The organism is Enterobacter wuhouensis (genome assembly GCF_004331265.1).
Classification (GTDB): Bacteria; Pseudomonadota; Gammaproteobacteria; order Enterobacterales; family Enterobacteriaceae; genus Enterobacter; species Enterobacter wuhouensis.
On the sequence record NZ_SJOO01000008.1, the window covers coordinates 132,319 to 145,729 of the forward strand.

12 protein-coding genes are annotated in these 13,411 nt (G+C 55.1%); 11 read left to right on the forward strand and 1 reads right to left on the reverse strand.

Translation table 11 applies throughout. The features are described from left to right. Positions 1 to 72: 72 nt before the first annotated feature. Positions 73 to 1,656 carry a TerC family protein gene (locus E0L20_RS17375; RefSeq protein ID WP_131635044.1) on the reverse strand — a complete coding sequence of 528 codons (1,584 nt, stop codon included), beginning with the start codon at positions 1,654 to 1,656 and terminating at the stop codon, positions 73 to 75. Between the two features lie 694 nt (positions 1,657 to 2,350). Between E0L20_RS17375 and E0L20_RS17380 the strand changes: the two genes are divergently transcribed. The 11 genes from E0L20_RS17380 to fcl all read left to right on the forward strand — a co-directional run bounded on the left by E0L20_RS17380 (position 2,351) and on the right by fcl (position 13,409). Then, positions 2,351 to 3,487: a polysaccharide export protein gene (locus E0L20_RS17380; RefSeq protein ID WP_131635045.1), complete on the forward strand. Its 1,137-nt coding sequence runs from the start codon at positions 2,351 to 2,353 to the stop codon at positions 3,485 to 3,487. 6 nt (positions 3,488 to 3,493) lie between these two features. Beyond that, on the forward strand, positions 3,494 to 3,937 hold the full coding sequence (wzb, locus tag E0L20_RS17385) for a low molecular weight protein-tyrosine-phosphatase Wzb (RefSeq protein ID WP_131635046.1): 444 nt from the start codon (positions 3,494 to 3,496) through the stop codon (positions 3,935 to 3,937). Between the two features lie 2 nt (positions 3,938 to 3,939). Beyond that, positions 3,940 to 6,102: a tyrosine-protein kinase Wzc gene (gene wzc, locus E0L20_RS17390; protein ID WP_131635047.1), complete on the forward strand. Its 2,163-nt coding sequence runs from the start codon at positions 3,940 to 3,942 to the stop codon at positions 6,100 to 6,102. 125 nt (positions 6,103 to 6,227) lie between these two features. Continuing rightward, a complete protein-coding gene (gene wcaA / locus E0L20_RS17395) occupies positions 6,228 to 7,070 on the forward strand; it encodes a colanic acid biosynthesis glycosyltransferase WcaA (protein ID WP_131635048.1) in 843 nt (280 codons plus the stop codon). After that, entirely contained in the window at positions 7,070 to 7,561 is a 492-nt protein-coding gene (gene wcaB, locus E0L20_RS17400; protein WP_131635049.1) for a colanic acid biosynthesis acetyltransferase WcaB, read from the forward strand. The genes wcaA and wcaB overlap by 1 nt, the downstream gene beginning before the upstream one ends. After that, complete coding sequence (gene wcaC / locus E0L20_RS17405; protein ID WP_131635050.1) at positions 7,558 to 8,775, forward strand: colanic acid biosynthesis glycosyltransferase WcaC; 1,218 nt, start codon at positions 7,558 to 7,560, stop codon at positions 8,773 to 8,775. Before wcaB ends, wcaC begins: the two co-directional genes overlap by 4 nt. Beyond that, a complete protein-coding gene (gene wcaD, locus E0L20_RS17410; protein WP_131635051.1) occupies positions 8,750 to 9,970 on the forward strand; it encodes a colanic acid polymerase WcaD in 1,221 nt (406 codons plus the stop codon). Before wcaC ends, wcaD begins: the two co-directional genes overlap by 26 nt. Before the next feature lie 12 nt (positions 9,971 to 9,982). Continuing rightward, positions 9,983 to 10,729: a colanic acid biosynthesis glycosyltransferase WcaE gene (gene wcaE, locus E0L20_RS17415; RefSeq protein WP_131635052.1), complete on the forward strand. Its 747-nt coding sequence runs from the start codon at positions 9,983 to 9,985 to the stop codon at positions 10,727 to 10,729. Positions 10,730 to 10,744: 15 nt separating this feature from the next. Further along, a complete protein-coding gene (wcaF, locus tag E0L20_RS17420; RefSeq protein ID WP_131635053.1) occupies positions 10,745 to 11,299 on the forward strand; it encodes a colanic acid biosynthesis acetyltransferase WcaF in 555 nt (184 codons plus the stop codon). 20 nt (positions 11,300 to 11,319) lie between these two features. After that, entirely contained in the window at positions 11,320 to 12,441 is a 1,122-nt protein-coding gene (gmd, locus tag E0L20_RS17425; protein WP_088208132.1) for a GDP-mannose 4,6-dehydratase, read from the forward strand. Between the two features lie 2 nt (positions 12,442 to 12,443). Continuing rightward, positions 12,444 to 13,409: a GDP-L-fucose synthase gene (fcl, locus tag E0L20_RS17430; RefSeq protein WP_131635096.1), complete on the forward strand. Its 966-nt coding sequence runs from the start codon at positions 12,444 to 12,446 to the stop codon at positions 13,407 to 13,409. The last annotated feature ends 2 nt before the right edge of the window (positions 13,410 to 13,411 follow it).

Sequence of the window (13,411 nt, forward strand, 5' to 3'; positions counted from 1 at the left end):
TAGCGGCTGCGCCTCACCCGGCCTGCAAAACCTGACGTCCCAGGCCGGGTATGCGAAGCGCTACCCGGCTTTTTACACCTCAAAATCCAGATCGTCCTCGCAGCGCAGCGGTATGAGCTGCACTTTTTGTACGCGATGGCTCTCAACCTGCAGCGTCTTGATCATATAGTCTCCCACCTGAACCTCTTCCCCCGGCTGCGGGATGCGCTGCAGATACTCCATCAGCAGGCCGGCAATGGTGTGGTACTCGCGTTTATCATCCAGCGGCAGGGGGACGAACTGCACCAGATCTTCCAGCGGCATATGGCCGTTAGCGGTCCACGAGCCATCGGCATTTTTCTGGATATCGTGGCGGGCATCGATCTCATCCACTTCGTTTGGCAGATTACCGGCGATGGTTTCCATTACGTCGCTGAGCGTCACCAGGCCCTCCACGGAACCGAACTCGTCTACCACAAAGGCAAAGTGCGTGCGCGCGTTGCGGAACTGTTCCAGCGCGGAGAGCAGCGGCAGCGCTTCCGGGAACACTAACGGCTGGCGCACCAGCGCGCGCAGGTTAAGCGGTTCACCGTGCAGCTGCTGCTGCAGCAGATCGATTACGTGCACCACGCCCAGCAGCTCTTCCTCCTCCTCGCCGCCGGTGACCACCACGCGGGTGTGCTGGTTTTTGTCCAGCAGGGCGCGTATTTGCTCCTCCGGTGCGGTGAGATCGACATGCTCGATATCGTGGCGAGAAGTCATGATGCTGCTGACCGAGCGCTGGTTGAGGTTAAGCACGCGCTCAATCATCCGCCGCTCCTGCGGGTTAAAGATCTGCCCGTCGGCATGGTCGGCCAGCATCGCGGCGGATTCTGCGTCCAGCTCGGCATCCTCTTTCCGCCCGCTCAGCAAACGCATCACCGTGTCGGCGGTCCGCTGCCGCAGGCTTTGGTTTGCAGAGAGGAAGCGACGACGGTTGAAAATGGCCAGCTGGTTCAGGGATTCAATCATTACCGAGAAACCAATGGCAGCGTACAGATAGCCTTTCGGAATATGGAAGCCAAAGCCGTCCGCCACCAGGCTAAAGCCGATCATCAGCAGGAAGCTGAGGCAGAGAATGACGATAGTAGGGTGGCTGTTCACAAATCGGGTGAGCGCTTTACTTGCCATGACCATCAGCGTGATGGCAATGATAACGGCAGCCATCATCACCGCCAGATGGTCAACCATGCCGACGGCGGTAATGACCGAGTCGAGCGAGAAGACGGCGTCCAGCACCACGATCTGCGCGACGACCGGCCAGAATTTGGCGCCGCGTCGCTGGGTGGGATGCTCACCGTCTTTACCTTCGAGCCGCTCGTTAAGCTCAACCGTCGCTTTGAACAGCAGGAACAACCCGCCAAAAAGCATGATCAGATCCCGGGCGCTGAAGCTCAGCCCGTAGACGGTAAAAATGGGCTTTGTGAGGGTGACCAGCCAGGAGATTGACGCCAGCAGCAGCAGCCGCATCACCATCGCCAGCAGCAGGCCCGTCACGCGGGCGCGGTCGCGCTGTGAGGGCGGCAGCTTTTCGGCAAGGATGGCAATAAAGACCAGATTATCAATACCAAGCACTAATTCGATGACAACCAGCGTCACCAGCCCGGCCCAGATTGATGGATCGGCAATCCATTCCATAATAATCGCAATACCTTCTGTTATATGACCAATGTCACACTTCGATCATGGATAAAGCTGACGGAAATTGCAATGGCAGGCTGAGATTTCTCTTAATAGACGACCCGATAAAGAGCGATAACTGATGCCGCTGTAAATAAGCTAATGACGTATATTTAATGACAATAAATGATATTTAGGATATATCGCAATTAATGGTTTTAATCGCTTAATTGTCAATATAAAGAAATTCCTAAAACGCCAAAAACTTGCTCTTAATATTATTCTTAAAAACGAATATTAGGACGGTTGTCTCCTTGCCTGCTATTAGGTTAGCTGCAACAATTCCCTCAGCATCAAATGTTAAATTTCCTTGTTGCTATTATTGTTTCGGTCTTTAGTGATGATGATGCTTTATCAGCTGTCCTTCAGAAGTGGCTGATATATTTTCGAAAAGACCTTATCCAAGAGGGTGTATATCCATAACACATTGTTTAGTCAGTGGATTGGTAACTGAAAGCCAAGGGCGGTAGCGTGCCCGAAGGCGTGTGAAACAGCCTCGATTATTCTGTCAATAGCCAATGGATGAATAAGCCTCTTTTAGGACTGATGCCAGTTATATTTCTATTTCTTTAACTGCATGCTGAATGCCAAAACGACCCGCGCTTATTTTAATTGCACAGGATAATTACTCTGCCAAAGTGATAAATAATCAATGATGAAATCCAAAATGAAATTGATGCCATTATTGGTGTCTGTGACCTTGATGAGTGGTTGTACGGTCTTTCCCGGCAGCAATATGTCAACAATGGGTAAGGATGTGATCAAGCAACAGGATGCTGATTTTGATCTCGACAAAATGGTGAATGTTTATCCATTGACGCCTCGTCTGGTTGAACAATTACGCCCACGTCCCAACGTTGCGCAGCCGAATATGTCTCTGGACCAGGAGATTTCCTCATACCAGTACCGGGTAGGGCCGGGCGACGTGATCAACGTCACCGTCTGGGACCACCCGGAGCTGACCACCCCGGCGGGCCAGTACCGTAGCTCAAGCGACACCGGTAACTGGGTACAGTCTGACGGCACCATGTTCTATCCGTATATCGGTAAGGTGCACGTTGCGGGCAAAACGCTTGCTGAGATCCGTAGTGATATTACCGGCCGCTTAGCGCAGTACATCGCTGACCCGCAGGTGGACGTTAATATCGCCGCGTTCCGCTCGCAGAAAGCGTATATCTCCGGGCAGGTGAACAAGTCTGGCCAGCAGGCCATCACCAACGTTCCGCTGACGGTACTGGATGCCATTAACGCCGCCGGTGGGTTAACGGACGGCGCCGACTGGCGCAACGTGGTGTTGACCCACGAAGGTAAAGAGCAGCGCATTTCGCTGCAGGCGCTGATGCAAAACGGCGATCTGACCCAAAACCGCCTGCTCTATCCGGGCGACATCCTGTACGTACCGCGCAACGACGATCTTAAAGTCTTCGTCATGGGTGAAGTGAAGAAGCAGAGCACCCTCAAGATGGACTTCAGCGGCATGACCCTGACCGAAGCGCTGGGCAATGCGGAAGGTATCGATCTGACCTCGTCCAACGCCAGCGGCATCTTCGTGATCCGTCCGCTGAAAGGCGAGGGCACGAAGGGCAAGATTGCCAACATTTACCAGCTGGATATGTCCGATGCGACGTCGCTGGTTATGGCAACCGAGTTCCGCCTTCAGCCATACGATGTGGTCTATGTCACCACCGCGCCGGTTGCCCGCTGGAACCGTCTGATCAACCAGTTGCTGCCAACCATCAGTGGCGTTCGCTACATGACGGATACGGCGCGCGACGTTCATACCTGGTAATCCGCGATGTTTAATAAAATTCTGGTGGTTTGCGTGGGGAACATTTGCCGTTCCCCGACGGCTGAGCGGCTGCTGAAACAGTACCAGCCCGACCTCATCGTTGAGTCTGCGGGGCTGGGGGCGCTGGTCGGTAAAGGCGCCGACGAGCGTGCATCAAGCGTAGCCAGCGATCACAACCTTTCTCTCGACGGGCACTGTGCCCGTCAGATTTCTGGCCGGATGTGCCGCGAGTACGACCTGATCCTGACGATGGAAAAACGCCACATTCACGCGCTGTGCGAGATCGCACCGGAGATGCGCGGCAAGGTGATGCTGTTTGGTCACTGGGACAATGAACGCGAAATCCCCGATCCGTATCGCAAGAGCCGTGAGGCTTTTGAGGCGGTATACACCTTACTCGATCAGTCTGCCCGTCAGTGGGCGCAGGCACTGAAAGCTCAGCAGGGATAACAATGACAGAAAAAACAAAACCTTCTGCCGCCCCGACGTCGGGCAGTGATGAAATCGATATTGGTCGCCTGGTCGGCACCGTTGTCGAAGCGAAGTGGTGGGTGCTTGGGATCACCGCCGTGTTTGCCGCAGCGGCCGTTGTCTACACGCTGTTTGCGACGCCTATCTACAGCGCCGATGCGCTGGTGCAGATAGAGCAAAATACCGGTAACTCGCTGGTGCAGGATATCGGTTCCGCGCTGGCGAACAAACCGCCGGCATCCGATGCTGAAATTCAGCTGATCCAGTCGCGTCTGGTGCTCGGCAAAACGGTTCATGATTTAGGGCTTGATATCGCCGTCACCAAAAATACCTTCCCGGTATTTGGTGCGGGCTGGGATCGCCTGACGGGCCGCAGCAACGACACGGTAAAAGTGACCGACTTTGTGCTGCCGAAAGGCGCTGGCGATCAGACCTTTACCCTGACGGTGCTCGGCCCGAAACAGTACCAGTTGACCAGCGACGCGGGGTTTAGCGCGCGCGGTGAAGTGGGGCAGATGCTGAGCAAAGACGGCGTCAGCATGATGGTCAGCGGCATTCATGCTCAGGAGGGCGGCGAATTTACCGTGACCAAATTCTCCACCCTGGGGATGATCAACAATCTGCAAAGCAATCTGTCCGTCACCGAGAACGGCAAGGACACCGGCGTCCTGAGCATGACGTTCACCGGTGAAGATAAGGATCAGATCCGCGACATCCTCAACAGCATTACCCGCAACTACCTTGAGCAGAACGTCGAGCGTAAGTCAGCGGAGGCGGCCAAAAGCCTCGCCTTCCTGGCAAAACAGCTGCCGGAGGTGCGCGCTCGTCTGGATGATGCCGAGAACAAGCTGAACGCCTATCGTCAGGATAAAGATTCCGTCGACCTGCCGCTGGAGGCGAAATCGGTTCTCGACTCCATGGTAAATATTGATGCACAGCTTAACGAGCTGACCTTCAAAGAGGCGGAAATTTCCAAGCTCTACACCAAGCGCCACCCGGCTTACCGTACGCTGCTGGAAAAACGTCATACGCTGGAGGAAGAGAAAGCCAAGCTCAACAACCGCGTCACCGCGATGCCGAAGACGCAGCAGGAAATTGTGCGTCTGACCCGCGACGTGGAGTCCGGACAGCAGGTCTATATGCAGCTGCTGAACAAACAGCAGGAGCTGAAAATTACCGAAGCCAGTACGGTCGGTGACGTGCGCATCGTCGACCCGGCCATCACGCAGCCCGGCGTGCTGAAGCCGAAGAAGGCGCTGATTATTTTCGGCAGCATCATTCTCGGCCTGATGCTCTCCATCGTTGGCGTGCTGCTGCGCTCCCTGTTCAACCGCGGAATCGAAAGCCCGCAGGCGCTGGAAGAGAACGGTATCACCGTCTATGCCAGCATCCCGCTTTCCGAATGGCAGAAGTCCCGCGACAGCGTCAAAACCGTTAAGGGCGTCAAGCGTTACAAACAGAGCCAGCTGCTGGCCGTGGGTAACCCGACCGATCTGGCGATAGAAGCGGTGCGCAGCCTGCGTACCAGCCTGCACTTCGCCATGATGCAGGCCAAAAATAACGTTCTGATGATGACCGGCGTCAGCCCGTCGATTGGTAAGACCTTTGTCTGCGCCAACCTGGCGGCGGTGGTGAGCCAGACCAACAAACGCGTGCTGCTGATCGACTGTGACATGCGTAAGGGCTATACCCACGAGCTGCTGGGCACCAACAACGTCAACGGCCTGTCGGACATTCTGCTCGGCAAGGGCGATATCAGCCAGAGCGCGAAGCCGACGACCATTCCGAAATTTGACCTCATACCGCGTGGTCAGGTGCCGCCTAATCCGTCCGAGCTGCTGATGAGCGAACGCTTCACCGAGCTGGTGGAGTGGGCGAGCAAAAATTACGACCTTGTGCTGATTGATACCCCACCAATCCTGGCCGTCACCGACGCTGCCGTAGTGGGTCGACTGGCGGGCACCACGCTGATGGTGGCGCGCTACGCGGTGAACACCATCAAGGAAGTGGAAACCAGCCTGAGCCGCTTTGAGCAAAACGGCATTGAGGTGAAAGGGGTCATTCTGAACTCCATCTTCCGCCGCGCGACCGGGTACCAGGATTACGGTTACTACGAGTACGAATACAAATCTGACTCTAAATAAAAAAACCACCCACCCCTCACCCTAACCCTCTCCCCAAAGGGGAGAGGGGACTGCCTGGTGCGGTCTTTCTCCCTCTCCCCTCTGGGGAGAGGGCTGGGGTGAGGGGTGGGGAGTAGGGGGAATTTATGACCACACAACGCCCTTTGATTTCTATCTATATGCCGACATGGAACCGTCAGCAGCTGGCGATCCGCGCGATTAAGTCGGTGTTACGTCAGGATTACGATAACTGGGAGCTGATTATCGTTGATGACTGTTCCTCCTCTTTCGAACAGCTGCAGAAATTTGTGGACGACCTTAATGACCCGCGCGTGGTCTACACGCATAACGAGATTAACTCCGGGGCGTGCGCGGTGCGTAATCAGGCGATTATGCAGGCGAAAGGGCAGTATCTGACCGGCATCGACGACGATGACGAATGGACGCCAAACCGCCTGTCGATCTTCCTGTCGCACAAGGCGCAGCTGGTGACGCACGCGTTCCTGTATGCCAACGACTATGTCTGCCAGGGCGAAGTGTACTCACAGCCGGCGAGCCTGCCGCTGTACCCAAAATCGCCTTACTCCCGCCGCCTGTTCTACAAGCGCAACATCATCGGCAACCAGGTCTTTACCTGGGCGTGGCGATTCAAAGAGTGTCTTTTCGATACCGAACTGAAGGCCGCGCAGGATTACGACATCTTCCTGCGGATGGTGGTGGAGTACGGCGAGCCGTGGAAGGTGGAAGAGGCCACGCAGATCCTGCACATCAACCACGGGGAGATGCAAATCACCTCGTCGCCAAAGAAATTCTCGGGCTACTTCCACTTCTACCGCAAGCACAAGAATAAGTTTGACCGTGCCAGCCGGAAGTATCAGCTGTTTACCCTCTATCAAATACGCAACAAGCGCATGAACTGGCGCACGCTGCTGACGCTGCTTTCCGTGCGTAACGGCAAGCGCCTGGCTGACGGGCTTCGGGGGAAATAATGTTTCTGGAAGATTGCCGCGCTAACGGCTGGAGCCTGCGGCCGTGCTGCATGGTTCTGGCGTACCGCATCGCGCACTTTTGCTCGGTGTGGCGTAAGAAAAACGTTTTAAACAATCTTTGGGCGGCACCGGTGCTGGTGCTGTACCGCATCATCACCGAATGCTTTTTTGGCTATGAAATTCAGGCCGCTGCCACCATTGGCCGACGCTTCACCATCCACCACGGGTATGCCGTGGTGATCAATAAGTTCGTCGTGGCGGGGGATGATTTCACTATTCGCCACGCGGTTACCATCGGCAACCGCGGGCCAGAAAGCCTGGCCTGTCCGGCGATCGGCAATAACGTCGAGCTGGGCGCCAACGTGGTGATCGTCGGTGACATCACGATCGGCAACAACGTGACGATTGGCGCAGGCAGCGTGGTGCTGGACAGCATTCCTGACAACGCGCTGGTGGTGGGAGAGAAAGCCCGCGTGAAGGTGATTAAATGAACATTTTGCAATTTAACGTACGCCTCGCAGAAGGCGGGGCGGCAGGCGTGGCGCTGGATCTGCACCAGCGCGCGCTGCAAAAAGGATTACAGTCGCGCTTTGTGTACGGCTACGGCAAAGGCGGCAAGAAAAGCGTTAGCCATGACAACTATCCGCAGGTGCTGAAGCAGACTCCGCGTCTGACCTCTATTGCCAACATCGCGCTGTTCCGCCTGTTTAACCGCGATCTGTTTGGCAACCTGAACAATCTTTACCGCACCGTGACGCGCACGTCCGGCCCGGTGGTGCTGCATTTTCACGTGCTGCACAGCTACTGGCTGAATCTGGACGAGGTTGTGGCGTTTTGTGAGAAGGTGAAAGCGCACAGGCCGGACGCCCGATTCGTCTGGACGCTGCACGATCACTGGAGCGTGACCGGACGCTGCGCCTTTACCGACGGCTGCGAAGGCTGGAAAACCGGCTGCCAGAAGTGCCCGACCCTGAGCAACTATCCGCCGGTGAAGGTGGATCGCGCGCATCGGCTGGTTGAGGGCAAGCGCCAGCTGTTCCGCGAGATGCTCTCGCTCGGCTGCACCTTTATCTCACCAAGCCAGCACGTGGCGGATGCCTTTAACAGCCTGTACGGGGCAGGGCGCTGCAGGATCATCAATAACGGTATCGACGTGGCGACGGAAGAGATTCTGGCGGAGCTGACGCCGGTCGCCGAAACGCCGGGCAAACCAAAGATTGCCATTGTTGCGCACGACCTGCGCTACGACGGCAAAACCAACCAGCAGCTGGTGCGCGACATCATGGCGCTCGGCGACAGGGTTGAACTGCACACCTTCGGCAAGTTTTCGCCGTTCGAAGGGGCGAACGTGGTGAACCACGGATTTGAAACCGACAAGCGCAAGCTGATGAGCGCCCTGAACGGGATGGACGCGCTGGTGTTCAGCTCGCGCGTGGACAACTATCCGCTGATCCTCTGCGAAGCGCTCTCCATCGGCGTGCCGGTGATTGCCACCCACAGCGACGCCGCGCGCGAGGTGCTGGAGAAGTCCGGCGGCAAAACCTTCGCGGAGCAGGAGGTGCTGCCGCTGGTGCAGTTGCCGAAGGCGGACATTGCGCAGGCCGTTTTTGGCACTGACCTGGAATCGTTCCGCAACCGCAGCCGCAAGGCCTACAGTGGACAACAGATGCTGGAGGAATATGTCTCGTTCTATCAGAATCTGTAGTTATCTGCTGCTGCCGCTGATCTACCTGCTGGTCAACGTCAAAATTGCCCAGCTTGGCGAAAGCTTCCCGATAACCATCGTGACCTTCCTGCCCGTCCTGCTTCTGCTCTATGTCGATAAAATCAACCTGAAGAAGCTGATGATTGCCCTGGGGCTGGGTTTTGGCCTGACGGCGTTTAACTACATCTTTGGGCAGTCGCTGGATGCCAGCAAATATGTCACGTCAACCATGCTGTTTGTTTATATCGTCATTATTATTGGCATGGTCTGGAGTATTCGCTTCAAAACTATTTCAACGCACAATTATAGGAAAATCCTTAGGTTCTTTTATATTGCCGTTGCGTTAATTGTTATGCTTGCCGCGCTGGAGATGGCGCAAATTATTTTGACCGGCGGCAGCAGCCTGATGGAGATAATTTCGAAATATCTCATATACAGCAATAGCTATGTACTGAACTTCATTAAGTTTGGCGGCAAGCGCACAACCGCCCTCTATTTTGAACCGGCATTCTTTGCTCTGGCATTAATCTCAATTTGGCTCAGCATCAAACAGTTTGGTATCAAAACCCCTAAGACCGATGCTATGATTCTTGCAGGAATTGTTCTGTCAGGGTCGTTTTCAGGGGTAATGACATTTATCCTGTTTTACCTGCTGGAGTGGGCATTCCAGTATTTGAACAAAGATGCGATAAAGAAAAAACTGCCGCTGGCGATCATCTCCCTGACGGTATTCCTGGTAGGCGTGATATTTGCTTTCCCGTACATCTCAGAACGTCTGGGTGATTTGGGAACGGAAGGCTCATCGTCCTATTATCGCATCATTGGTCCGCTGGTGATGGTGGGTTACTCCTTAACCCATATTGATGGCGTAGTAAGATTCGGCTCACTTTACGAATATGTGGCATCATTCGGAATCTTTAACGGTGCGGACGTCGGTAAAACCATAGACAATGGTCTGTATCTGTTAATTATTTATTTTTCGTGGTTCGCCGTACTGTTGACGATCTGGTATCTGTTTAAAGTATTCAAAATGATGATTAACGCGTTTGGTGATAACCAGAACTTTCGCGTGCAGCTTTATCTTTTTACGCCGGTGTCGCTGTTTTTTACCGGGTCAATATTTAGTCCGGAATATGCATTCTTAATTGTATGTCCGTTTATTTTGCGTAAAGCGCTTAATATTACGAATTCATGACGAGGTGGTTTTATGTTTCTTAGCGTCATTACTGTCGCCTTTCGCAACTACGAAGGGGTGGTAAAAACCTGGCGCTCGCTGCGCAACCTGGCGCGCGACCCAAGCCTCACCTTTGAGTGGATTGTGGTCGATGGCGGTTCGGACGACGGTACGGCTGAATTTCTGGAAAAACTCAACGGTGAGTTCAACTTACGTTACGTCAGCGAGAAAGATAAAGGCATCTACGACGCGATGAATAAAGGCATCGCGATGGCTCAGGGGCGGTATGCCATCTTCCTCAATTCCGGCGACGTGTTCCATGACGACGTGGCGCTGTTTGCCCGCCAGCTGGCCCGCCAGAAAGAAGAGGCGATGTTTATTGGCGACGCGCTGCTCGATTTCGGTGACGGTAATAAGGTGCTGCGCAGCGCCAAGCCGGGTTGGTATATCTACCACAGCCTGCCGGCCAGCCATCAGGCCATCTTCTTCCCGGTGAGCGGTCTGAAAAAGCAGCCATACGATCTGCAGTATAAAGTGTCTTCAGATTATGCGCTGACCGCCAGCCTGTACAAATCGGGATATCCCTTCCGTCGAGTGAAAGGGCTGGTGTCTGAATTTTCAATGGGCGGCGTGTCAACCTCGAATAATCTGGAATTATGCCAGGACGCAAAAAACGTGCAGCGTGAAATATTACGCGTGCCGCGGCTCTGGGCGGAATTATCTTATTTATTACGCCTGAAAACGACGGGTAAAGCGAAAGCCTTATATAACAAAGCCTGAATATAAGGAAACGTAATGCAGGAACTTAAAGGATTCACCGTGCCGAAAGGCTTTCGCGGTGGGAACGGTATTAAGGTGCAGCTGTGGTGGGCGGTTCAGGCGACGTTATTCGCCTGGTCGCCGCAAATTCTGTACCGCTGGCGCGCCTTTTTATTACGCCTGTTTGGCGCAAAAATCGGAAAAAACGTAGTCATTCGCCCCTCGGTAAAAATTACGTATCCCTGGAAATTAACGCTTGGGGATTACGCCTGGGTTGGGGACGACGCGGTGTTATATACCCTGGGCGATATTACGATTGGCGCAAATTCGGTGGTATCACAGAAATGTTATTTGTGCACCGGCAGCCATGACTTTATGAGTCAGCATTTTGATATTACCGCTTCGCCTATTGTGATTGGCGAAAAATGCTGGCTGGCAACGGATGTGTTTGTTGCACCGGGTGTTTCTGTTGGCGATGGCACGGTAATTGGTGCCCGCAGCAGCGTTTTTAAATCGCTACCGGCAAATAAAGTTTGCCGTGGCAATCCCGCAGTGGTGATACGCGAACGCGTAGAAACTGAAAAACTTTGATAAGTACAGAGGAAATAAATATGTCTAAAGTCGCTCTCATCACCGGCGTTACCGGACAGGATGGTTCTTACCTGGCAGAACTGCTGCTGGAGAAAGGGTATGAAGTACACGGTATTAAGCGTCGTGCTTCATCGTTCAATACCGAGCGCGTGGATCACATTTATCAGGATCCTCACGCGGCGAACCCGAAGTTCCACCTGCACTACGGCGACCTGACCGACACCTCCAACCTGACCCGCATCCTGCAGGAAGTGCAGCCGGATGAAGTGTACAACCTGGGCGCGATGAGCCACGTAGCGGTCTCCTTCGAATCCCCGGAATACACCGCCGACGTTGACGCCATGGGCACCCTGCGTTTGCTGGAAGCGATTCGCTTCCTGGGCCTCGAGAAGAAAACCCGCTTCTACCAGGCGTCCACCTCCGAGCTGTACGGCCTGGTGCAGGAAATCCCGCAGAAAGAGACCACGCCATTCTACCCGCGCTCTCCGTATGCGGTGGCAAAACTGTACGCCTACTGGATCACCGTCAACTACCGCGAATCCTACGGCATGTACGCCTGTAACGGCATCCTGTTTAACCACGAATCCCCGCGCCGCGGCGAAACCTTCGTGACCCGCAAAATCACCCGCGCGATCGCCAACATCGCTCAGGGTCTGGAATCTTGCCTGCACCTCGGCAACATGGACTCCCTGCGTGACTGGGGCCATGCGAAAGACTACGTGAAAATGCAGTGGATGATGCTGCAGCAGGACAAACCTGAAGACTTCGTGATCGCGACCGGCGTGCAGTACTCCGTGCGTCAGTTCGTTGAGATGGCCGCCGCGCAGCTGGGCATCAAACTGCGCTTTGAAGGCACCGGCGTTGAAGAGAAAGGCATCGTGGTATCCGTGACCGGCCACGACGCGCCGGGCGTGAAGCCGGGCGACGTTATCGTTCAGGTTGACCCGCGCTACTTCCGTCCTGCGGAAGTGGAAACCCTGCTGGGCGACCCAACCAAAGCGCACGAAACCCTGGGCTGGAAGCCAGAAACCACCCTGCAGGAGATGGTTTCCGAGATGGTTGCTAAAGATCTTGAAGCAGCGAAAAAACACTCTCTGCTTAAGTCTCACGGCTACGAGGTTGCCATCGCGCTGGAGTCCTGATGATGACAAAACAACGTATTTTTGTCGCCGGTCATCGCGGAATGGTGGGTTCCGCGATTGAACGCCTGCTGGAACAGCGCGGCGACGTAGAGGTGATTGTGCGCACCCGCGACGAGTTGAACCTGCTCGACAGCCGTGCGGTACAGGACTTCTTTGCTCATGAACGCATTGATCAGGTGTATCTGGCGGCGGCGAAGGTGGGCGGGATTGTCGCTAACAACACCTACCCGGCGGATTTCATCTACGAAAACATGATGATTGAGAGCAACATCATTCACGCGGCGCACCTGCACAACGTGAACAAGCTGCTGTTCCTCGGCTCATCCTGCATCTACCCGAAAATGGCGAAGCAGCCGATCGCCGAGAGCGAACTGCTGCAGGGCACGCTTGAAGCCACCAACGAGCCGTACGCGATTGCCAAGATTGCCGGGATCAAGCTGTGCGAGTCCTACAACCGTCAGTACAACCGCGACTATCGCTCGGTGATGCCGACCAACCTGTACGGGCCGCACGACAACTTCCACCCGAGCAACTCGCACGTGATCCCGGCGCTGCTGCGCCGTTTCCACGAGGCGACCGCCGAGAACGCGCCGGACGTGGTGGTGTGGGGCAGCGGTACGCCAATGCGCGAGTTCCTGCACGTTGACGACATGGCGGCGGCCAGCATTCACGTGATGGAGCTGGATCGCGAGGTGTGGCAGGAGAACACCGAGCCGATGCTGTCGCACATCAACGTCGGCACCGGCGTGGACTGCACCATCCGCGAGCTGGCGCAGACCATCGCCCAGGTGGTGGGCTACAAGGGCCGCGTGGTGTTTGACGCCACCAAGCCGGACGGCACGCCGCGCAAGCTGCTGGACGTCACCCGCCTGCATCAGCTGGGCTGGTATCACGAGGTCTCGCTGGAGCAGGGGCTGGCAAGCACCTACCAGTGGTTCCTCGAAAATCAGCACCGCTTCCGGGGGTAATG